The organism is Micromonospora sp. NPDC049891 (assembly GCF_040660295.1).
Lineage (GTDB): Bacteria > Actinomycetota > Actinomycetes > Mycobacteriales > Micromonosporaceae > Micromonospora.
Window position 1 is genome coordinate 1 of record NZ_JBFAML010000006.1, and the last position, 22071, is coordinate 22071.

The 22071-nt window shown below is 70.4% G+C and carries 17 protein-coding genes and 1 pseudogene; 12 read left to right on the forward strand and 6 right to left on the reverse strand.

All coding sequences use genetic code 11. From position 1 onward, the window contains the following. Window positions 1-249: 249 nt before the first annotated feature. The 3 genes and pseudogenes from AB0I71_RS10035 to AB0I71_RS10045 form a co-directional block, all read right to left on the reverse strand. Window positions 250-1497, reverse strand: coding sequence for a phosphatidylserine decarboxylase (locus tag AB0I71_RS10035; RefSeq protein WP_357582926.1), 1248 nt, complete (start codon window positions 1495-1497; stop codon window positions 250-252). 431 nt (window positions 1498-1928) lie between these two features. Then, a pseudogene (locus AB0I71_RS10040) lies at window positions 1929-2111 on the reverse strand (hypothetical protein); the annotation flags it as partial. After that, window positions 2108-3964, reverse strand: a complete 1857-nt coding sequence (locus tag AB0I71_RS10045; RefSeq protein ID WP_357582928.1) for a PspC domain-containing protein — start codon at window positions 3962-3964, stop codon at window positions 2108-2110. The gene AB0I71_RS10045 and the pseudogene AB0I71_RS10040, both read right to left, overlap by 4 nt. A gap of 173 nt (window positions 3965-4137) precedes the next feature. Between AB0I71_RS10045 and AB0I71_RS10050 the strand changes: the two genes are divergently transcribed. From AB0I71_RS10050 to AB0I71_RS10085, 8 genes are all read left to right on the forward strand, one after another. After that, window positions 4138-5403 carry a PspC domain-containing protein gene (locus tag AB0I71_RS10050; protein WP_357583349.1) on the forward strand — a complete coding sequence of 422 codons (1266 nt, stop codon included), beginning with the start codon at window positions 4138-4140 and terminating at the stop codon, window positions 5401-5403. After that, window positions 5403-6089 carry a response regulator transcription factor gene (locus AB0I71_RS10055; RefSeq protein ID WP_357583351.1) on the forward strand — a complete coding sequence of 229 codons (687 nt, stop codon included), beginning with the start codon at window positions 5403-5405 and terminating at the stop codon, window positions 6087-6089. Before AB0I71_RS10050 ends, AB0I71_RS10055 begins: the two co-directional genes overlap by 1 nt. 177 nt (window positions 6090-6266) lie before the next feature. Continuing rightward, a complete protein-coding gene (locus tag AB0I71_RS10060) occupies window positions 6267-7469 on the forward strand; it encodes a thioester domain-containing protein (protein ID WP_357582930.1) in 1203 nt (400 codons plus the stop codon). A gap of 423 nt (window positions 7470-7892) precedes the next feature. Next, entirely contained in the window at window positions 7893-9527 is a 1635-nt protein-coding gene (locus AB0I71_RS10065) for an ABC transporter substrate-binding protein (protein ID WP_357582932.1), read from the forward strand. Between the two features lie 100 nt (window positions 9528-9627). Next, window positions 9628-10638 carry an ABC transporter permease gene (locus tag AB0I71_RS10070; protein ID WP_357582934.1) on the forward strand — a complete coding sequence of 337 codons (1011 nt, stop codon included), beginning with the start codon at window positions 9628-9630 and terminating at the stop codon, window positions 10636-10638. Between the two features lie 72 nt (window positions 10639-10710). Beyond that, a complete protein-coding gene (locus tag AB0I71_RS10075) occupies window positions 10711-11646 on the forward strand; it encodes an ABC transporter permease (RefSeq protein ID WP_357582936.1) in 936 nt (311 codons plus the stop codon). 82 nt (window positions 11647-11728) lie between these two features. Then, complete coding sequence (locus tag AB0I71_RS10080) at window positions 11729-12766, forward strand: ABC transporter ATP-binding protein (protein ID WP_357582938.1); 1038 nt, start codon at window positions 11729-11731, stop codon at window positions 12764-12766. Then, window positions 12759-13769: a dipeptide ABC transporter ATP-binding protein gene (locus AB0I71_RS10085; RefSeq protein WP_357582940.1), complete on the forward strand. Its 1011-nt coding sequence runs from the start codon at window positions 12759-12761 to the stop codon at window positions 13767-13769. Before AB0I71_RS10080 ends, AB0I71_RS10085 begins: the two co-directional genes overlap by 8 nt. Before the next feature lie 232 nt (window positions 13770-14001). On the opposite strand, the gene AB0I71_RS10090 is transcribed toward AB0I71_RS10085, so the two are convergent. Continuing rightward, window positions 14002-14361, reverse strand: coding sequence for a chorismate mutase (locus tag AB0I71_RS10090; RefSeq protein ID WP_357582942.1), 360 nt, complete (start codon window positions 14359-14361; stop codon window positions 14002-14004). 333 nt (window positions 14362-14694) lie between these two features. On the opposite strand from AB0I71_RS10090, the gene pcrA reads away from it, so the two are divergent. Both pcrA and AB0I71_RS10100 read left to right on the forward strand, forming a co-directional pair. After that, window positions 14695-17097, forward strand: a complete 2403-nt coding sequence (gene pcrA, locus AB0I71_RS10095; protein ID WP_357582944.1) for a DNA helicase PcrA — start codon at window positions 14695-14697, stop codon at window positions 17095-17097. A gap of 21 nt (window positions 17098-17118) precedes the next feature. Continuing rightward, on the forward strand, window positions 17119-17634 hold the full coding sequence (locus AB0I71_RS10100) for a chloramphenicol phosphotransferase (RefSeq protein WP_357582946.1): 516 nt from the start codon (window positions 17119-17121) through the stop codon (window positions 17632-17634). 49 nt (window positions 17635-17683) lie between these two features. On the opposite strand, the gene AB0I71_RS10105 is transcribed toward AB0I71_RS10100, so the two are convergent. Both AB0I71_RS10105 and AB0I71_RS10110 read right to left on the reverse strand, forming a co-directional pair. Further along, a complete protein-coding gene (locus AB0I71_RS10105) occupies window positions 17684-18466 on the reverse strand; it encodes a M23 family metallopeptidase (protein ID WP_357582948.1) in 783 nt (260 codons plus the stop codon). 279 nt (window positions 18467-18745) lie between these two features. Further along, on the reverse strand, window positions 18746-19459 hold the full coding sequence (locus tag AB0I71_RS10110) for a M23 family metallopeptidase (RefSeq protein WP_357582950.1): 714 nt from the start codon (window positions 19457-19459) through the stop codon (window positions 18746-18748). Window positions 19460-19942: 483 nt separating this feature from the next. On the opposite strand from AB0I71_RS10110, the gene AB0I71_RS10115 reads away from it, so the two are divergent. After that, window positions 19943-20347: a cobalamin B12-binding domain-containing protein gene (locus AB0I71_RS10115; protein WP_099849768.1), complete on the forward strand. Its 405-nt coding sequence runs from the start codon at window positions 19943-19945 to the stop codon at window positions 20345-20347. 544 nt (window positions 20348-20891) lie between these two features. Then, the gene (gene sucC / locus AB0I71_RS10120; RefSeq protein ID WP_357582952.1) at window positions 20892-22070 is read left to right on the forward strand and encodes an ADP-forming succinate--CoA ligase subunit beta; all 1179 of its coding nucleotides are present in this window, start codon (window positions 20892-20894) and stop codon (window positions 22068-22070) included. Window position 22071: the final 1 nt, after the last annotated feature.

Below are 22071 nucleotides of genomic sequence, written 5' to 3' on the forward strand. Positions count from 1 at the left end.
GACCGGCGGCGCCGGCACAAGGTGGCCGACGACGCCTCCGCCGTCTACTGCGAGTTCGGCTCACCTGGCGGGCCTCACCCGGCCGCCGGGCGCCCGGCTCGCGGCATTTCGCGGTGTCCGGGCCGGTTGAGGGCCCGGGTTACCGCAACCCGGGTGCCGCTGCACCCGGCCCCGGGCCTGGGTGCCGCTGTGCCGGGCCCGGGGACCTGGGTGCCGGTGTAGCCGGGCCGGGTGCGTGGGTACCCGGGTTCAGCGCCAGCGGGCGATCACACTCGATCCACCGATCACCTTGTCGCCCGGCCCGACCAGCGGCTCCGCGGCGTCCGCCGGCAGGTAGACGTCGGTGCGCGAGCCGAAGCGGATGAGCCCGAACCGCTCGCCGCGGGCCAGCAACGCGCCGATCGGCGCGCGCTGCACGATGCGGCGGGCGATCAGGCCGGTGCGCTGGGCCACCACCACGGTGCCGTGGGTGGTGTCCAGCACCGTGTAAGCGGCCACGTTGTGCTCCGCGTCCGGCTTCATCGCGTTGACGAACCCGCCGTCGGCGACGAAGTAGTCGACCACCTTGCCGGCCACCGGGGAGCGGTTGACATGCACGTCGAGGACCGACAGGAAGACCGCGATCCGCAGGAACTCGCCATCGCCGAAGCGCTCGTCGGTCAGGCGTTGCACCGACAGCACCTGCCCGTCGGCGGCGGCCACCACGGCCGACGGGTCCTCCGGCACGTCCCGCTCCGGATCACGGAAGAAGGCGGCCACCGGCGCGGCGGCCAGCGCGGGCAGCAGCCAGAGCTTCGACTTCGGCCGGGCCAGTCGGGTCAGCGCGGCCAGCCCCAGGGCGATGCCGGCGGCGGCGACCCCGTTGGAGTCGATGTGCATGTCCCGGCTGAGCGGCACACTCGACGGCCGGTACGCCGGAGCGAGCTGCTCCGCCGCTGCCGCGTCGGCCGGGGTGAAGCGGAGCCGGTACACGCGTACCGGTGGCTTGTTGAGCAGCACCAGGTCGTTGCCGACGCCGTACAGCGCGCCCTGCCGGTCCAACTCGGCGGCGGCGCCGGCGGTCCGGGTGACGGGGGTGGCGACGCTGAGCACCGCGCCGTCGGCCAGGTACTTGGTGAGGGTCCCGATGGTGGTCCGAGCCTCGTCGGCGGTGCCGGCCAACGCCTCAGCGGCGATGACCACCGCGGCGGCCTCCGCCTCGGCGAGGCTGTCCACGACCCGGACCCGCTCGGCGACCCAGCGGCCCTGGGCGGTGACGTGCTCCCGCAACGCCGTGGCACTGACGTGCTCGGCGGGTACCACGGTGAGGGTGTCGCCGGGCAGCATCGCTTCGATCGCCGCGGTCAGCACCGCGGACTCCGGAGCCGCGCCGACCAGGAGGGCGGCCTTCGGGTCGTTGATCCGGGCAAGCTCGGAGACGAGGGTACGGGCGGCGCGCTCGCCGAGGCGGACCGGACCGGATCGGTCGGGCGTACGCACGGCGGGGGACTGGGTCATGTCGAACGGGCTCCTGACGGGTAGAGGCGACTGACGCGAGAGTCACCGCCGGCGGCGAGGTCGGCCCGGCCACGGACGGCCCGCGCGAGCCGGCGGCCCACGGGGGATGCCCTGCGGCGCGGGCCGGCCGGCGCTGGCGGGAGCACACCGGCCAGCATAGGCGGCGGGCGACCGCTGCCGCACGGTCAGGCGTCGCGCCCCGGCCGTCCGGGCGGTGTCGCCTCGTCACCGCCGAACAGATCGAGCGTGCGGTCCTCCCGCAGCTCGCTGTCGGCTGCCACCTCCGGGCTGGCCGGAGCCCGCGTACCCGTCGGGGTTTCCGGATCTGCCGGGTCCGCCAGCGGGTCGGCGGCGGTGTCCCCCGTGCCGGGTGCCGAGACGTCCCGGCCGGTCTCGTCAGGGGCGTCGGCCGGTGCCGGCCGACCGTTGTACCGACTGGAACGCAGGGCGCCGACCAGACCGAGCCCGCCGACCAGGATCAGCCCACCGGCCAGGAACCAGCCGACCGGCGGCAGCACGAGACCGAGCACCTGGGCGAGCAGCCACCAGGCGGCGAGTGCGAGGAAGAGCAGCCCGAAGGCGAACGACACCAGGTCGGTGCGGTGGGCTCTCACCGGGTCACCTCCATGTGCCCGGCGTTGACGTGCAGGTTTAGGCGCAGCTTCCCGCCGCCGGCGCCGTCCGGGCCGAGATCGACGATGTCCGCGAGCCGGTTGTCCATGCCCCGCGCCCGCTGGCCGAGGACGTTCGCGTCGCCGGCGGTCACCTGGGTCACCGCGGTGACGTCCACGTTCGGTGGCACCACCACTGTGGCCTCGCCGAAGTTGATCACGACGGTGATCTCCGCCTCCTGCTGGTTGAAGTCGATCGCCCGCAGGTCGAGCACCGCGTCGGCGAAACTCTGTTCGTACCGGACGGCGAGGTCGCGGTGATTGGTCGGTGCCCAGGTGACCGCGCCGTCCACTCCGCGTACCCGGTCGTAGGACTCGACGACTGTGACCACGGCCAGGGCGGCGGCGGTGACCAGGCCGAGCGCGATCAGCCACCGGGCCCGTCCGAACCAGGTACCCACGAGCAGGCCGAGACCGATCACCGCGAGGGCCGCGGCGAAGTAGGCCGAGGCACCGACCCCGAAGATGTCCAGCAGGTCGAGAACGCCCACCAGCCCCAACGCGACAAAGATCAACGAGAAGGTCACCGCGCCCAGGGCCGATCGTTCCCGGGGTTTGCGGGGCGGCTTCGACTTGGGCGGCGGTGGCGGGGCCACCTTCGGCGGCCCGGCGTAGGGGCCGTGCGGGGCGAACGGGGGACGGTAGGTCGGTTGGGTGACCGGCGGGCCCGAGGCGGCCGCGCTCGTCGGCCACGCCGGTGCCGGTGGCAACTGAATGGTCGGCTCCTCGGGCCTGCCGGGCGCCGACGGCACGGTAGGTGCCGAGGGAACGCCGGACGCCGCGCCGGCTGGGTGGAAGGCGGGGGGCGCGACGGTCGCGGTCCGGCCGAACTCCGGGTACGCCGCCGGGTAGGCGGTCGGCCCGGGATAGCTGACCGGAGGCACCGGACCCGGTGGCGGGGGTGGGTTCGCGGGGACACCCACACCCGGTGCCCCCGGCTCGGGTCGGGACTCGCGCTGCTGACGGTTGAGCATCAGTGCGCCGCCGACCAGGATGGCCGCGCCGAGCAGTACCGCGCGGAAGGCGTCGGTGACGACGAAGCCGAAGCCCACCGCGACCACGATGCCGAGGACGATCACGGTGACCGGTGACATGCTGGACCGCCCGCGGCCCAGCATGGACTCGATGGGCGAGGCGCTGTCCCCCTCGCCCGGAATGATCAACCAGGCGGCGACGTAGACCAGGATGCCGACGCCGCCGAAGAAGCCCAGGACCGCCAGCAGCACCCGCCAGAGCACGGGGTCGGTGTTGGTGGCCCGGCCGACGGCAGCGCAGACGCCGGCCAGGTAACGGCCCTCCCGGGGCCGGACCAGCCCGTACCGCGAGGTGAAGCCGGCGCCGCCGAAGGACGCACCCGGGCCACCCCCCGGCGGCGGTCCGCCAGGCCACCCAGGTCCGCCAGGCCCGCCCTGCCGGCTCGACCCACCAGGTCCACCCGGCTCGCCAGGTCCACCCGGCCAGCCCGGCCCGCCCGCTCCGCCGTGTCCGCTGGGCCAGCCCGTCGCGCCTGGTCCGCCCGTCGCGCCTGGTCCGCCCGGCCCCCCCGGCCCGGCGGACGGTGCTGCGGTGGTGTCGTCCCACGCCGTCTCGCCGGTGGGCGGTGGCGCGGCGGCGACGGGTGGAGGTGTGTCGTCCCACGCCGTGCCGTCGGTGGGCGCCCGCCCACCGGCCGGTGCGGCCAGGTCGTCCGCCTCGGCACCGGGGGATTCGGGTACGGCCGGCCGGGTGGCCGCCGGAGGCGTCGGCTCCGGTTCGGTCGGCCCCGGCCGGTACGGCTGGGCAGCGTCGTCGGTCATACCCTCGATCCTGCTGCGCCCGACGCCCGAGCGTCCTCCGGCGGCGACCCTGACCCCACCCTGAGATCCGGACCGCCCGAATGTCGGGGGCGTCCCCGTGGTCGGGCGGCCACGGCGCGTGTGACGATCGGACCGGCGCCGGAAAACCTCGCCTCTCATCCGGCCCGACCGTCCTGACCAGGGAGCTCGCGATCAGCAGCATCAGCCAACCACCCCGCCTCTACCGCGCTCCGGAGCACCGGATGGCCGCCGGGGTGGCCGCCGGCATCGCCGAGCATCTCGGCGTGCCGGTGGTCCGGGTCCGGATCGCCTTCATGGTGCTGCTCGGGCTGAGCGGGCTGGGCCTGCTGCTCTACGCGGCGTTCTGGGCGGTCGTGCCGCTGCGGCCCGGTGACACCGCCGTACCGCCTCGCCGCGACGTCGGCCAGCTGCTGCCGTTCGTGGCCATCGGGCTCGGCGTGCTGCTGATCCAGGTGATGGTCTTCGACTCGGTCGGGGCGGCCGGCACGGCGGGCTGGTTGGTCGCCATCATCGCGGTCGGCGCCGGCGTGATCTGGCACCAGTCCGCGCCCGAGCGGCGGCGCCAGTGGGGCGAGTCGATGCCGGTGCCCTGGCTCGGCGCGGTGATAGAGGAGAGCGACCGGCGGGCGTTCGTGCTCCGCTTCGTCGGCGGCGGGGTGCTGGTCGCGGTCGGCATCATCGGGGTGGCCGCGGTCTACTCCCCGGCGCAGAACCTCGACGCCGTGATCAACGGCGTGATCTTCGCGCTGGTCGGGCTGGCCGGTGTCGGGGTGGTGGCCGCGCCGGTGCTCTGGCGTACCTGGAACCAACTTCGTTCGGAGCGCGAGGGCCGCATCCGCGAGCAGGAACGAGCCGAGCTGGCGGCCATGGTGCACGACCAGGTGCTGCACACCCTCGCGTTGATCCAGCGCAACGCCAGCGACGTCAAGACCGTGCAGCGGCTCGCCCGGGGGCAGGAACGCTCGCTGCGCAACTGGCTGTACAAGCCCACCGCGTCACCCACCGAGCGCCTCGCCGCCGCGCTGGAACAGGCCGCGGCCGAGGTGGAGGACACCTTCGCGATGACCGTGGAGGCGGTCGTGGTGGGTGACCGGGAGACCGACGAGCGGGTCGGCGCGCTGGTGGCCGCGGCACGTGAGGCGCTGGTGAACGCCGCTCGGCACGCCGGCGTGCAGACCGTCTCGCTCTACGCGGAGGTCGAGCCCGACCAGGTAAGTGTCTTCGTACGGGACCGGGGTGTCGGGTTCGACCCGGATACGGTGGAAGACCATCGGCACGGTGTCCGAGGCTCGATCGTCGGGCGGATGAAGCGGCACGGTGGCCGGGCGGAGATCCGCTCCCGGCCTGGAGAAGGGACCGAGGTCCGGTTGATCCTGCCGATCTCCCGGGACTCGGCCACGGCGGAGAGGGACAGATGATGGCCGAGCAGTCGACGCCACCCGTCGAACCGGAAGGCAACCCGCCCGGACGGCTGCGGGTGTTCCTGGTCGACGACCACGCCATGTTCCGAGCTGGGGTACGCGCCGAACTCGGCGCGCACGTCGAGGTGGTGGGCGAGGCGAGCACGGTGACCGAGGCGGTCAGCCGGATCGCGGCCACCGGACCGGACGTGGTCCTGCTCGACGTGCACATGCCCGACGGTGGCGGTCGGGCCGTGCTGGAGGCGATGCGGCGCAGCCATCCCCAGGTGCGGTTCCTGGCGCTCAGCGTTTCGGACGCCGCCGAGGACGTGATCGGGCTGATCCGGGCCGGTGCGCGGGGCTATGTCACCAAGACCATCTCGCCGGACGAGCTGGCGGCGGCGATCCGGCGGGTGGCCGACGGCGACGCGGTGTTCAGCCCGCGCCTGGCCGGCTTCGTGCTGGACGCCTTCGCGGCCCGCCCGGACGCACCTGTCGCCGATCCGGAGCTGGACCAGCTGACCAACCGGGAACGCGAGGTGCTGCGGCTGCTCGCCCGGGGGTACGCGTACAAGGAGATCGCCCGGGAGCTGTACATCTCGATCAAGACGGTCGAGACCCACGTCTCCAACGTGCTGCGCAAGCTCCAGATGTCCAATCGGTACGAGTTGTCCCGCTGGGCGGCGGACCGGCGCCTGGTGTAACCGATCTTTCCGGCATAAGTGGCCAATCCGGCCCCAGGGCGTGACAAGTGATCAAGTCGCGGTCGATAATTCCCCTCGCCTTCCCTGCGTGCGGATGCCGCTCATCCCGCGGGAACGGCGACTCCGGCCGCCCGCGCGTACGCGGGTCACTCCCTGCCCGAGAGGTGCACGAAACTCATGATCGGACAACGAGGACGGCGTTGGGCGCGGATCGCGCTCGCAGCCGTCACCGGCGGCGCGCTGGCGCTCGGTGCCGCCGCCCCGGCCGCCGCCGAAGACCCGGCCACCGGTGTGGCGAAGGCGGTGTCGGGCAGCAGCGTCAAGCTCCTGCTCGACGGCAAGGTCAAGCGGACCTCGGCACTCGCCATCGAGATCGACGGCAAGCGCGTCCCGGCCTTCTGCATCGACTACCACACAAGCGTCGCCATCGACGGCACGTACCAGGAGGGCACCTGGGACGAGTCCCAGGTGAAGAACCTCGCGAAGGTTCAGTGGGTGCTCACCCACGGTCACCCCAACGCCGACCCGGCCGCGTTGCTGGCCGCCGCCGGTGCCACCGTGCCCGCCGGCACGAACGAGCAGGAGAGTCGTAACCTGCTCTACTTCGGCACGCAGACCGCTGTGTGGCACTTCAGCGACGGCATCGTGCTCGGCGACTGGGTCGCTGGCCGCGACCTGATCAGCAAGCCGAAGTACGACGTGATCAAGAAGGTGCACGACTACCTGATCGCGAACGCCACCGACCAGCCCGAGCCGAAGGCCGAGCTGAGCATCGATCCGACCACGGCCACCGCGACTGTCGGCGAGAAGGCCGGCCCCTTCACCGTGAAGGGTCCGGCGGGTGAGATCACGCTGGCGGTCACCGGCGGGACGGCTGTCGACGCCGCGGGTGCGCCGGTCTCCACCACCAGCAACGGGGGCCAGTTCTGGCTCACCGCCGAGGGCGCCGGCGAGGTCAGTGTGACCGCGTCCGCCGCCGACTCGGTCTCCTTCGGCCGGGTGTTCCTCTACACCGGGCGTAAGGCGGCGCAGAAGCTCATCCTCGGCGGCAGCACCGGTGCCACGGTGACCGCCAAGGCGGCCGCCACCTTCGCCGAGGCACCGTCCCCGCAGCCGAGCAGCCCCGAGCCCGAGCCCACGACGCCGCAGCCGACCCCGTCCACCCCGACGGACTCCCCGTCGCCGGAGCCGTCGCCGAGCACTCCGGAGGAGTCGCCGTCGAGCCCCGCCCCGTCCACCTCGCCGGCCTCGAACGACGGTGGTCTGCCGCTGACCGGCGCGCCGATCGTCACCGCGATCGCCGCCGGGCTGGTGCTGCTGCTCGCGGGCGCGGTCACCGTTCTGGTCCTGCGTCGCCGCAGGGTCCACTTCACGGCCTGATCACCACGCCGTAGCGCCCCGTCCGACCCCGGATCCCACACCATGCGGATCCGGGGTCGGACCGTCTCCGGGGGCCAGGGGTCCTTCGCGCGACCACGACGATCAGCCGCTGGGCTGGAATCAGACTCATACTTTCGGGTAGCATTGCGGAAGGAGTGGCGGGATTCACGTCGATGCTCCGACGGATTCGCGGAGTCGTCGACCCCCTGTCATCCGACCGCCGGCTGAGCGTGGAAATGTGGTTGACGAGCAGCTCATACCATGCCTCCGGCGCGCCCGAGAGGCGCCTCCGGGCCGATGTCGGCACCGTCCCGGGCGGGTATCGGGTTGATAACACGCCTTCCCGCCTGGGCGCATCGAGTGTCACAGTTGCAGGCACCTCACAACCCCCTCGTGAGCCGAGCGCCCTGAGGAGGCACTCCCATGCGCGGGAAATTCCTGAAGGTGGCGGTCGCGGCGACCGCCACCGCCATGTTGGCTACCGCTTGTAGCAGCGGTGGCGACGACAACGAGTCGGCCGGCCAGACCGGCGGCACGCTGCGGGTCTACAACGCCGAGCCGGCGTTCCTGACCCCGTCCGGCGGCGACGACGAGCCGTCGTTGTACGTGATTCGTCAGCTGTACCGCGGTCTGGTCAAGTACAACGCCGAGACCTCCGCGGTCGAGATGGACCTGGCCGAGTCGGTCGAGTCGGACGACCAGAAGCTCTGGACGATCAAGCTCAAGAGCGGCTACACCTTCGACAACGGTGAGCCGGTCAACGCTGACGCGTTCCTCCGGTCGTGGAACTACGCCGCTTACGGGCCGAACGCCCAGAACAACGGCTACTTCATGAAGCGGATCGCCGGTAAGGCGGACGTGGCACCGGCGGACCCGGACGGCGAAGGCCCGAAGAAGGCTCCGGAGCCGACCGCTGAGACCATGTCGGGTCTCAAGAAGGTCGACGACCTGACCTTCACCGTGGAGCTGGACGCACCGTTCTCCGGCTTCCCGACCACGATCGGCTACCCGGGCTTCTTCCCGATGGCCCAGGCGTGCGTCGACGACATCGCCAAGTGCAACGAGACGCCGATCGGCAACGGTCCGTACAAGATCGACGGCAGCTGGCAGCACAACGTCGCCATCAACCTGGTCCGCAGCGACAGCTGGAAGGGCGAGCCGGGCAAGCCCGACCGCATCGAGTACCGGATCTTCGCCGACATCGACGCCGGCTACGCCGCCTTCCAGGCGGGCGAGCTGGACGTGCTCTACACCCTGCCCCCGGCCCGCTACAAGGAGGCCAAGGCGCAGTACGGCGACCGGATGTACGAGTCGCCCGGTGACAGCTTCACCTACGTCGGCATGCCGCTGTACCAGGACGCCTTCAAGGACAAGCGGATCCGCCAGGCGCTGTCGCTGTCGATCGACCGTCAGTCGATCATCGACGCGGTCTTCGACGGCCGGTTCACCCCGGCGACCGGCTACGTGGCCCCGACCTTCGAGGGTGCGCGTGAGGGCGTCTGCAAGTACTGCGCCAAGGACGTCGAGAAGGCCAAGCAGCTGCTCGCCGAGGCTGGCGGCTGGCCGGCCGGTGAGAAGCTGATCCTGTGGGCCAACGCCGGTGCCGGCCACGACCTGTGGCTGCAGGCGGTTGGTGACCAGATCAAGGAGGCCCTGGGCATCGACTACGAGCTCAAGGTCAACCTGCAGTTCGCCGAGTACCTCGAGACCGCGGACCAGAAGAAGTTCACCGGTGGGTTCCGCCTCGGCTGGGGTCCGGACTACCCGTTCATGGAGACCTTCCTCTACCCGCTGTACGGCACCGGTGCCGGCAGCAACAACTCGGGCTACACCAACCCGGAGTTCGACGCTCTGATGAAGGAGGGTGACTCGGCCGACTCGATCCAGGCCGCGATCCCGTCCTACCAGAAGGCGGAGGACATCCTCGGCGAGGACCTCCCGGTCATCCCGATGTGGTTCAACAAGGTTGGCGCGGTTTACAGCGAGAACGTGGACCAGTTCGTCTGGAACGCCGTCTCGGACGCCGACTACGGTGCGATTTCGCTGAAGCAGAACTGAGCTTCAGACTCCTGATCCTGCCGTAATACGACGTGGCGGCAACGGTAACCCCACCAGGGTGATCGTTGCCGCCACGTCAGCGCCGAGAGGAGACCCCGTCATGGGGCGCTACGTCATTCGACGGTTGCTCCAGTTCATCCCCACCGTGCTGGGCACCATGTTCCTACTGCACTACATGACCTCGCTGGCGATCCAGTTCAGCGGGAACCCGGTTCGGGCGCTGTTCGGGGACCGGACGCCGCCGCCCGCGCTGCTCCAGGCGATCACCGAGCGGCTCGGCTACGGTGACCCTTGTCTGGACCAGCGGGGCAACCCCTGTTTCGGGCTCTTCCTGGACCGCTTGCAGAACATCTTTTTCCACTTCGACTTCGGCATCAACCTGCGCCAGCGCGAGGTCACCGACCTGGTCGCCGATGCCATTCCGTTCACCCTCAAGCTGCTGGTGATCGCGATCGTGTTCGAGGCGGTCGTGGGTATCGCGGCCGGTGTGCTAGCCGGTCTGCGGGGCGGCAGCTTCACCGACTACCTGGTGAAGATCAGCACGGTTTTCGTCATCTCGGTGCCGATCTTCGTGCTGGGCGTGGTGGTCCGGGAGTTCGTCGGGGTCAAGTTCGGCAACGTGCTGCGCGGCCAGGACTGGATTCCGGACGTGATCTCGGCTGGCATGTTCAGCCCCGGCTTCAAGCCCGACTATCCGCTGGCCAGCCTGGTGATCCCGGGCATGGTGCTCGGCGCGGTCTCGTTGGCCACGACTGCTCGGCTCACCCGGACCAGCATCATGGAGAACATCCGGGCGGACTACGTCCGTACCGCCAAGGCCAAGGGTCTGACCAACAAGCGCGTCATCGGCGTGCACACGCTCCGCAACTCGCTGATCCCCGTGATCACCTTCCTCGGCGTCGACATCGGCGCCGCGATGGCTGGTGCGGTCGTCACCGAGACCATCTTCAACGTTCCGGGCATCGGCCGGCTGGTGACGATGTCGGCGCGTACCGGTGAGTCCTCAGTGGTGGTCGGCGTGGTGACGATGCTGGTGCTTGTCGTCCTGATCGCCAACCTGCTTGTCGACCTGCTCTACGCCGTGCTCGACCCGAGGATCCGCTATGAGTGACCGAACCACGGTGGCGGACGCTTGTCTTCCCACCGTTCCTGGTGGCCGGGTGGAGCGAAACGAGGTGTGGACATGAGTGACCTGACGAGCGCGGGTACCGCCGTCGGCGGTGCGCCGGTGGGCGGTGACGGCCCCACGACTGACGCGCCGGGCGGCAAGGAGCACAGCGCCAGCCTGTGGGCGGATGCCCGCCGACAGCTGCTGCGCGATCCGATCTTCATGATCGCCTTTCTCTACATTCTCACGGTCGGCTCGATGGCGGCCTTCCCGAAGCTCTGGACCAGCCAGGACCCGCGGGCGTGCAGCACCGACCGGTCCCGGGTCTCGCCGAGCTGGGAGCACCCCTTCGGGTTCGACATCCTGGGTTGCGACTACTACGCGCACGCTATCTACGGCGCGCGTCCGTCAATGGTGATCGCGGTGATGGCGACCGGCGGCATCGTGCTCTTCGGTGGCGTGCTCGGTCTGCTCGCCGGCTACTACGGCGGCTGGGTCGACGCGGTCATCTCCCGGGTGATGGACATCTTCTTCTCGCTGCCGTTCCTGCTCGGCGCGATCGTGTTCCTCACGGTGATCAAGCGGCAGAACATCTGGACCATCACCGGGGTGCTGTTCCTGCTGGCCTGGCCGACCATCGCCCGGATCATCCGGGGTAGCGTCATCTCGTCTAAGGACCTGGACTACGTGCACGCCGCGAAGGCGGTCGGCGCCCGCAACTCCCGGCTGATGTTCCGGCACATCCTGCCGAACGCGATCGCGCCGATGCTGGTGTACGCCACCATCGTGCTCGGTTCGTTCGTCGCCGCCGAGGCCACGCTCACCTTCCTCGGTGTCGGGCTTCAGCCGCCCGCGCAGTCCTGGGGCATCATGATCAGCGCTCACCAGGTCTACTTCCTGGACGACCCGTGGCTGCTGCTCTTCCCCTGTGGTCTGCTTGTCGGCACGGTGCTGTCCTTCATCCTCATGGGTGACGCCCTGCGTGACGCCCTCGACCCGAAGTTCCGGTGAGTCCGATGAGCGAGTCTCAGCGAGCGGATCAGCACAAGGGCGACGGTGCCTCACGAGGGCACGGAGCGAGCGGAGTGCCGGCATGAGCACTGATGTGAACGTCAAGATCGATGCGCTGGCGGGTGTCGACCCGAAGGCGCTGCCGCTGCAGGTCAAGGACCTGCACGTGGAGTTCCGTACCCGCAACGGCATCGCCCGCGCCGTCAACGGCGTGAGCTTCGACCTGCGGGCCGGCGAGACCCGGGCGATCCTCGGCGAGTCCGGCTGCGGCAAGAGCGTGACCGCTCAGGCGATCATGGGCATCCTGGACACTCCGCCCGGCTTCATCACCGGCGGCGAGATCCTCTACCGGGGTGTCGACCTGCTCAAGTTGCCGGAGTCGGAGCGCCGCAAGGTGCGCGCCAACCGGATCGCGATGATCTTCCAGGACGCGCTCTCCGCGTTGAACCCGGTCTTCACCGTCGGGTTCCAGCTCGCCGAGCTGTTCCGCAAGCACCGCGGCATGTCCCGCCAGGACGCCAAGGCCCGCGCCGTCGAGCTGTTGGACCTGGTGAAGATCCCGGCGGCCAAGCAGCGGGTGAACGACTACCCGCACCAGTTCTCGGGCGGTATGCGGCAGCGCGTCATGATCGCCATGGCGCTGGCGCTCGACCCCGAGGTGCTGATCGCGGACGAGCCGACCACCGCGTTGGACGTGACCGTGCAGGCGCAGATCATGGCGCTGCTCGCCGAGTTGCAGCGGGAACGGAACATGGGCCTGGTGCTGATCACCCACGACATGGGTGTGGTGGCCGACGTGGCGGACCAGATCTCGGTCATGTACGCCGGCCGGGTCATCGAGGAAGCCGGCGTGAACGACATCTACGCCAGCCCCGCCCACCCGTACACCAAGGGCCTGCTGGAGTCGATCCCGCGCCTGGACCTCAAGGGTCACGAGCTCAGCGCCATCAAGGGCCTGCCGCCGATGTTGACGAACATCCCACCGGGCTGCGCCTTCAACCCCCGGTGCCGGTACGCGCAGGAGGTCTGCCGGCAGGATCCGGCGCCACCGCTGTACCAGGTGTCGCCGAGCCGGACGGCTGCCTGCCACTTCTGGAAGGAGGTCAAGGGCGATGAGTGATGTGGTGCTGGAGACCCGCGACCTGGTCAAGCACTTCCCGCTGACCCGGGGCATCGTCTTCAAGAAGCAGTACGGTGCGGTCCAGGCGGTCGACGGGGTCAACCTGCAACTGCGGCGGGGCGAGACGCTCGGCATCGTGGGCGAGTCCGGCTGCGGCAAGTCGACGCTGGCCCGGATGCTCGTGGGGCTGGAGACGCCGACCTCCGGTGACCTGTTCGTGCAGGGCAAGAACATGTCGAAGGTGGGTGCCGAGGAGCGACGTCGGGGCCGGCGCAACATCCAGCTGGTGATGCAGGACCCGTACACCTCGCTCAACCCGCGGATGACCGTCGGTGACATCATCGGCGAGCCGTTCGAGGTGCACCCGGACGTGGTGCCGAAGGGCAAGCGGCGGGCCAAGGTGCAGGAACTGCTGGATCTGGTCGGTCTCAACCCGGACCACATCAACAGGTACCCGCACCAGTTCTCCGGCGGTCAGCGGCAGCGCATCGGCATCGCCCGGGCGCTGGCGCTCAACCCGGAGATCATCCTGTGTGACGAGCCGGTCTCCGCGCTTGACGTGTCCATCCAGGCCCAGGTGATCAACCTGCTGGAGAAGCTCCAGGCGGAGCTCGGGCTGTCGTACATCTTCATCGCCCACGACCTGTCGGTGGTGCGGCACATCGCCGACCGGGTCGCGGTCATGTACCTCGGGAAGATCATCGAGATCGGCACCGAGGACGAGATCTACGACAAGCCGACCCACCCGTACACGCAGGCGCTGCTGTCCGCGGTGCCGGTGCCGGATCCGACGCTGCGCGGGCTTCGGGACCAGATCGTGCTGACCGGTGACGTGCCGTCGCCGGCCAACCCGCCCTCGGGCTGCCGGTTCCGCACCCGGTGCTGGAAGGCCCAGGACATCTGCGCCGAGCAGCAGCCGGCGCTGGAGGTCCGCGACAAGTCGGGCCACCCGAGCGCCTGCCACTTCGCCGAGGTGCGCGACGTGGTGCACGCGACGGAGTAGCCCCACAGACGCCGCCGCTCCCGTCCATCCGTATCGGAAGCAGCGGTGAAGGTAGTGCCTCCTCAGTGATTCGGGGCGTCGGCCGTCACCAGCAGCCGGCGCCCCGGTCCACGTCCCGCCCACGCCCACGCCCACGCCCACGCCCACGCCCACGCCCACATCAGGTTGATCAAGAAGTTTGCGTCTGGGTGAGCGCTTCTCCAGACGCAAACTTCTTGATCAACGGGGGCTGTCACAGGGGGCCGCGGCCGGCTCGGAGAAGCAGCAGGGCGAGTTGGGTGCCGTCGGCGCCCAGGGCTGCCCGGAACCGCTCCAGGATCTCCTGCTCGCGGGAGAGGACGAGCCGGGTACCGCCCGAGGCCATCCGGGTCGCACCGACCTCCCGGGAGAGTGCGGCCCGCTCCTGCCACAGCTCGATGAGCGTCCGGTCGATCTCGTCGATCCGGACCCGGATCTCGGCGATCCGGTTGGCGGCGTCCGGCTCGGTGGTGCCGGTGGCCGGGGTACCCCCCGTCGACCCGGTGGGGCCGGCGCCGTTCGAGGTGGTGCCGGACCCGTTGGCTCCGCCGTTCTGCTCCATCACGTCTGTCATCTTCGGGTACCTCTCGCGATGTGGTGCCCGGTGCCCGGATCCCGGGACGCGAAAAAGCCCCGGGCTCCGAGAGCCCGGGGCTTTTCGTAGGTCTGATCGATCAGGCGCGACCTACGGCTGCCGGACTCCCGGAGCCGTAGTAAAAGTAGAAGCGCCTGTCGAACACGCTGCCGAGTATGCCGCCGCACCGGGCCGGCGCGCAAGGAAAGGCCGAAGAAGGCTGTCGTCCGTCCACCTGTCGGGAAACCTCCTCCCGCCGGTGCTGCCGGGTCACGCCATCGGGTGGTGCCGTCAGCGGGTGATGTCCGGCCGGCGGCATAGACTCGCCGTGCGATGCATCCTCTCTTCGACATCCCCGCGTCCCCGCCCGAGCCCGAGCCTGCCCGGACGCTGCCGCCCCATCGGCCCGCGCCCGGTCGCCTCGACCCGGCGCAGCTGGTGGAGGGACTCAACGGCCCGCAACGGGACGCGGTCACCCACGCGGGCTCGCCGCTGCTGATCGTGGCCGGTGCCGGGTCCGGCAAGACCCGGGTACTGACCCACCGGATCGCGTACCTGCTCGCCGCGCGGGACGTGCATCCCGGCGAGATCATCGCGATCACCTTCACCAACAAGGCCGCCGGCGAGATGAAGGACCGGGTCACCGCTCTGGTCGGTCCCCGGGCCCGGCTGATGTGGGTCTCCACGTTCCACTCGGCCTGTGTGCGGATCCTGCGGGCCGAGCACGAGCACGCCGGCCTGAAGTCCACATTCTCGATCTACGATGCGGACGACTCACGTCGGCTGATGCAGCTCGTCGCCCGTGAGCTCGACCTCGATCCGAAACGCTACCCGGCGCGCGGCCTCGCCGCCCAGGTCTCGAATCTGAAGAACGAGCTGGTCGACCCGGAGACGTTCGCCGCGCGGGCCAGTGGGCCCAACGAACGCGCCCTCGCCGAGGCGTACGCCCTCTATCAGCGCCGGCTGCGCGAGGCGCACGCGCTCGACTTCGATGACCTGATCATGACGACGGTGCACCTGCTCCAGTCGCATCCGCACGTCGCGGAGAGCTACCGCCGCCGTTTCCGGCACGTGCTCGTCGACGAGTACCAGGACACCAACCACGCGCAGTACGTGCTGATCAAGGAGCTGGTCTCCGGCACCGAGGGCCTCGACCCGGCGGAGCTGTGCGTGGTCGGCGACGCGGACCAGTCGATCTACGCCTTCCGGGGCGCGACGATCCGCAACATCCTGGAGTTCGAGCGCGACTTCACCGACGCGCGCACCATCCTGCTGGAGCAGAACTACCGCTCCACCCAGACCATCCTGAACGCCGCGAACGCGGTGATCGACCGCAACACGTCCCGCAAGCCGAAGCGACTGTGGAGCGACGCCGGTGCGGGGGAGCCGATCGTCGCGTACGTCGCCGACACCGAGCACGCCGAGGCGGACTGGGTGGCCCGGGAGATCGACCGCCTGGTCGACGACGGGGAGACCCGACCGGGCGACGTGGCGGTCTTCTACCGCACCAACGCGCAGTCCCGGGTCTTCGAGGAGGTGTTCATCCGGCTCGGCCTGCCGTACAAGGTCGTCGGCGGGGTGCGCTTCTACGAGCGCAAGGAGGTCCGGGACGCGCTGGCCTACCTGCGTTCGGTGGTCAACGACGACGACACGGTCAGCCTGCGTCGGATCCTCAACACCCCACGCCGGGGCATCGGCGACCGCGCCGAGGCGTGCGTGGAGGCGCTGGCCAGCCGGGACCGGATCTCCTTCGGCGCCGCGTTGCGCCGGGCCGGTGACGCGCCCGGCATCTCGACCCGGGCGGCCAACGGCATCGCCGAGTTCGTGGCGCTGCTCGACGCCGCCCGCGAGCTGGCCGTCGACGGCACCCCGGAGGAGGTGCTGGAGGCGGTGCTGACCCGCTCGGGCTACCTGACCGAGCTGGAGGAGAGCCTCGACCCGCAGGACGCGGGTCGGGTCGACAACCTCCAGGAACTGGTGAGCGTCGCCCGCGAGTACACCGAGCGGATCGAGGCGACCGGCGCGGAGGGGGAGCGGGCCACCCTCGCCGGGTTCCTGGAGCAGGTCGCGCTCGTCGCCGACGCGGACCAGGTGCCCACCGACGACCCCGATCATCAGGGCGTGGTCACCCTGATGACGCTGCACACCGCCAAGGGCCTGGAGTTCCCGGTGGTGTTCCTGACCGGCCTGGAGGACGGTGTCTTCCCGCACCTGCGCTCGCTGGGCGACACCCGGGAGCTGGAGGAGGAGCGTCGGCTGGCGTACGTCGGCATCACCCGGGCCCGGCAGCGGCTCTACCTCTCCCGGGCGGTGACCCGCTCGGCGTGGGGCCAGCCGGCCTACAACCCGCCGTCCCGGTTCGTCGAGGAACTGCCGCCCGAGCTGGTCCGCTGGGAGCGGACCGAGGGCTCGTACACCTCGTGGGGTGGCGGTGGCGGCGGCGTGGGCGGCCGTGCGGAGCGGGCGTCCGGCGGTCGCGGGGGCTTCGCCGGGGGCACTCCCCGGGCGGTGCAGCTCGCCCGCAAGCTCGGGGTGGACGGCAGCCGGCTGGCCACCGCGAGCGAGCTGCCGCAGGGGCCCAAGGTCACCGCCGGGGACCGGGTGAACCACCAGCGGTACGGCCTCGGCCGGGTGGTGGCCGTGGAGGGGCACGGCCCGGGCGCCCGGGCGCAGATCGACTTCGGCGACCAGACGCTGTGGCTGGTGCTGCGGCACGCCCCGATCGAGAAGATCTGACACGGAAGGTCGGCCCACCGGATGACGACCCAGGTCATCGTGCTCAATGGCGGATCCAGCTCAGGCAAGTCGGGAATCGTCCGCTGCCTCAGACACCTGCTTCCGGGCCCCTGGATCAACCTCGGCATCGACGACCTGATCGAGCGGTTGCCACCGTCCATGGTCACCTTCGGGCCGCAGGGTGAGGTCATCCTGGGCGAGGGCTTCGACGACATGCAGCATGCCTGGTGGATCGGCGTCGCCGCGATGGCGGGGGCGGGCGCCCCCGTCATCGTCGACGACGTGTTTCTCGGCGGTGGCGCGTCCCAGCAGCGCGCTCGCAGGTACCTGGAGGGCCTCCGGGTGCTCTGGGTCGGCGTGCGCTGCGCCCCCGACATCGCGGCCGCTCGGGAGATCGCCAGAGGCGACCGGGTGACCGGCATGGCGGCGTCGCAGGCCGAGATCGTGCACCAGGGTGTCGCGTACGACGTCGTGGTGGACACCAGCCACACCGAGTCCCTGGACTGCGCCCGCGCCATCGTCGAGCAGGTGAGCTGAATCCGTCAGCGCGCTGTCCGGGCCCCGGCCCGACCGCACCAGCCGCCGGTCAGCACGCCACGTCGATGCCCCGGGCGCGCAGGAACGGCGCGGGGTCGATCTGGTTCCACATCTGACCCTGGTGCACCTCGAAGTGCAGATGCGGGCCCGTGGAGTCGCCCGTGGAGCCCTCCAGGCCGATCGTCTGCCCGGTGCTGACCTTCTCGCCCACGCTCACCCTGGCGGTACTCAGGTGGGCGTAGTGGGTGAGGTAGCCGTTGCCGTGGTCGATGACCACGGAGATGCCGTACCCGTCACCGACGTCGCCGGCCTTCGTCACGGTGCCGCGGAAGGCGGCGCGCACGGGGGTACCGGCGGGCATGGCGAAGTCGATGCCCGCGTGCAGGGTGCCCCACCGGGGCCCGTAGCAGGAGGTGATGGCGCCGCCCGCCATCGGGATCACCCAGGACGGCTTCGGCTTCGCACTCTTCTTCGGCTTCGCCGCAGCGGTGGCCGTCCGGCTGGCCTTCGGCTTCGGGCTGGGCTTCGCGGTGGGGCTGGCGCTCGTGGTCGGGCTCGTCGACGGGCTCGTCGACGGGCTGCCGGAGGCGGCAGGCTCCCGGGCCGATCGGTCGGCCCGTTCGGCAGCCTCGGCCCGGGCCTGGGCGTCGAGGGCGACCGGGCTGGTGGCCGGCTGGTCATCGCGGTCGGTCATGACGACACCGGCGACGCCGATCCCCACCAGGGCGACCGCACCGACGGCCAGGAGACGGGAGCGCCGGCTCAGCGTTCGCCGGTGGCGGGTCGGGGCGTGGGGGATCCTGCGGTTCGGGGTGGGGTTGTCGTCCTGCACGGGTACGGGACCTCACTGGTTTCGAGTGGTACGTGACCTCGAAATCCTGGTGTCGGTCCGAGCGACTCCGGGTACCGGGGGTGTACGCGGCGGATGAGGTGGTCGGTACCGCTGTCCGGCTCTGTGCGTCACTGTCCTCGACTGCCCGATGCTGACCCGACCGGCTGTAGTGCCGCCGGTCACAATCTCACCTGTGAGCTGGGACACTTGCGCTCCCGGACCGGCACGCGAAACCGCCCGGATCGATCGATCCGGGCGGTCAACGGGCGTTACGGCCGGTCAGGAGGCGGCTACCTCGCTGTAGATTGCCTCGACTTGTAGCTTGATGTCCACTCCGCGCTCCTGCAACCAGGGCACCGGGTCGAGCGGCTCGCCCTTGACATGGATCTCCAGGTGCAGGTGGGAGCCGTAGGAGTGGCCCGTGTTGCCGACCAGACCGAGCTGGTCGCCGGCCTTGACCTGCTGACCCTCGCGCACGCTGAGCGCGGAGGAGTGGCCGTAGATGGCCTCGCTGCCGTCGGCGTGCTGAACGATCACCGCGTTGCCGTAGCCGCCGAACCAACCGGCCTTGGTGACGGTGCCCTCGTGGATGGCGACGTACGGGGTTCCCTCCGGTGCCACCAGGTCGACGCCGGTGTGCAGCTTGCCCCAGCGCATGCCGTAGGGGGAGTTGAAGTCGTAGCCCTGGAGAGGAAGCAGCCAGACGCCGTTCTCCTCGACGCTCTCCGGGCCGGTGCGGCTGTCCCGGGAGGCCCGGTCGGCGGCGTCGGCCCGGTCGGCCGCGCCCTGGTTGCTGATCGACGCCTGCTTCAGCTCGTCGAGCACCGACGGGTTGACGCTCTTGGCGTCCGGCATGGCGTTGGCGCCCAGCGCCACCACACCGGCACCGACGAAGGCGGTGGTGACGACCGCGGCGTAGCGGCTGCGCGGGGGGGTGGGTACGCGGCGACGACCGCGATATCGATCGGGCTCAGACGACAGGCGCTGGCGCACGCACACCCTCCGTTGTCGGGGTTCCGATGCGGATAGCCGTCGTCCGGATCTGGTTACCGTCCGTCGGCTGTTCGCGTCGTCACCCGTCCGTAGACCTGATGACAACCGTGGACACGGTAGCCAACCGTCAGGCCTGTCACAAGCCGGAGCGCCGAATTGCCTGCAACATTCTGTCCGTTTCCGTCCGGGATTGTCATGGCTCGTGGGTGTAGTGGGGTGTCCTCCTTATCCTCCGTTCGTCGCACACCGTGACCGTTCGGCGGAGTCGTCCCGCTTGACGCGTCCCGCGTCGGTCGTACCTCTGTGTGAGGTGACTGTGATGCCTGCGTGAGTGTCGGGGGCCCGTGTCGAGGCCGTACGCCGTACGTCGTCCACCGCTCACCCTGCCGGCCCCGGTTCCCCGGCCCCGGTTCCCCGGCCCCGGTCGGTCGGGTTACCGTTCGTTCAGGTGATAGCCGCTGAGCCGGTGAAAGGGATGCCCAGATGAGCTCTCGTGTTCGGGTCGTCGTCGCCAAGCCGGGCCTGGACGGCCACGACCGTGGTGCCAAGGTGGTGGCGCGCGCCCTGCGTGACGCCGGCATGGAGGTCATCTACACCGGCCTGCACCAGACCCCGGAGCAGATCGTGGAGACCGCGATCCAGGAGGACGCCGACGCCGTTGGCCTGTCGGTGCTCTCCGGGGCGCACATGACGTTGTTCCGGAGGGTCCTGGAGCTGCTCGACGAACGGGACGCCCGGGACATCGTGGTCTTCGGCGGAGGCATCATCCCGGAGGCCGACCTGCCGGAGCTGGAGCGGCTCGGCGTGGCCAAGATCTTCACCCCGGGTGCCACCACCACGTCCATCGTGGAGTGGGTTCGGGACAATGTCGCCCAGCCGGTGGCCTGAGCATTCGCGAAGCCGGTGGCCTGGGCACAGGGGAGGGGCCGGACGCACCCCTCACACGTCCGGCCCCTCTATGCACGATGCCCCGCCGCCACCCCTCGACCGACAGGGCATCGGCCGTTTCCGTCCTCGCGCTTTCCAGCGCTCCGACATCTGACTCAACGACGCCCTTCCTGCGGGGTTACGCGGGACCGTTGAGAACCGTCCTCCCCCCGGCAAGATCGCTCGAACGGGTGACGTCGCCCGACCCGCCGCCCTGATCGGTGCCGTGTCGGTGACCCAGCGTCGGCCAGGGCTGTGCATTACCGCACACCGCGCACCCGCTCGGTTGCCGGATGTGGCGGCATCGCTAGGCTGCGCCCAATGAACCCTTTCCGACCTCCCCTTGCGGGCCGGACCGTCAGGTCGGCCGCGGCGCGTGGTTGCGGTGGCGAGGGTTCGACGGCCTGCGTCAACTTCAACTGATGTCGGGCATCACACTGTTTTCTTTCCATACGCTGGTGGCGGCGCGACGGTGCGCCGCAGAGACGGGACGGGACGCGCAATCGTGGACCTGTACGAGTACCAGGGGCGGGACCTGTTCGAGCGGCACGGACTTCCCGTGCTCGCCGGCGGCGTCGCCACGACCCCGGAGGAGGCCCGCGCGATCGCCGAACGCCTCGGCGGCCGGGTGGTCGTCAAGGCACAGGTGAAGGTCGGCGGACGAGGCAAGGCGGGCGGCGTCAAGCTGGCCGAGGGCGCGGAGGAGACGGTGGCCCGCGCCACCGACATCCTCGGCATGGACATCAAGGGTCACACCGTCCACAAGGTCATGATCACCGTGACCGCGGACGTGGCCGAGGAGTACTACTTCTCGTACCTGCTCGATCGGGCGAACCGCACGTTCCTCTGCATCGCCAGCGTCGCCGGCGGGATGGACATCGAGCAGGTCGCCGCCGAGACCCCGGAGAAGGTCGTCAAGGCCCCGATCGACGCCGTCAAGGGCGTGGACGAGGCGAAGGCGCGGGAGATCGTCGACGCGGCCGGTTTCCCGGCCGAGGTCGCCGACCAGGTCGTCGAGATCGCGGTCGGGCTGTGGCGGGCGTTCGTCGCCGAGGACGCCACCCTGGTCGAGGTGAACCCGTTGGCCAAGACCGCCGGGGGCAAGCTGCTGCTGCTGGACGCCAAGATCTCGCTCGACGAGAACGCCGGCTTCCGGCACCCCGACCACGAGGCGCTCGTCGACCAGGCGACGGTGGACCCCCTGGAGCAGGCCGCCAAGGAGAAGGACCTCAACTACGTCAAGCTCGACGGAGAGGTCGGCATCATCGGCAACGGCGCGGGCCTGGTCATGTCGACCCTCGACGTGGTCGCCTACGCCGGTGAGCGGCACGGCAACGTCAAGCCGGCCAACTTCCTCGACATCGGCGGCGGCGCGAGCGCCGCGGTCATGGCCAACGGTCTGGAGATCGTGCTCTCCGACCCGTCGGTCAAGAGCGTCTTCGTCAACGTCTTCGGCGGCATCACCGCCTGCGACGCGGTGGCCAACGGCATCGTGCAGGCGCTGGGCCTGCTGGAGCAGCGGGGCGAGCAGGTCACCAAGCCGCTCGTCGTCCGCCTCGACGGCAACAACGCCGAGGCCGGTCGGGCGATCCTCGACGGCGCGAACAACCCGCTGATCGAGCGGGTCGACACCATGGACGGCGCGGCCGAGCGGGCCGCCGAGCTGGCGGCTGCGGGGGTCTGAC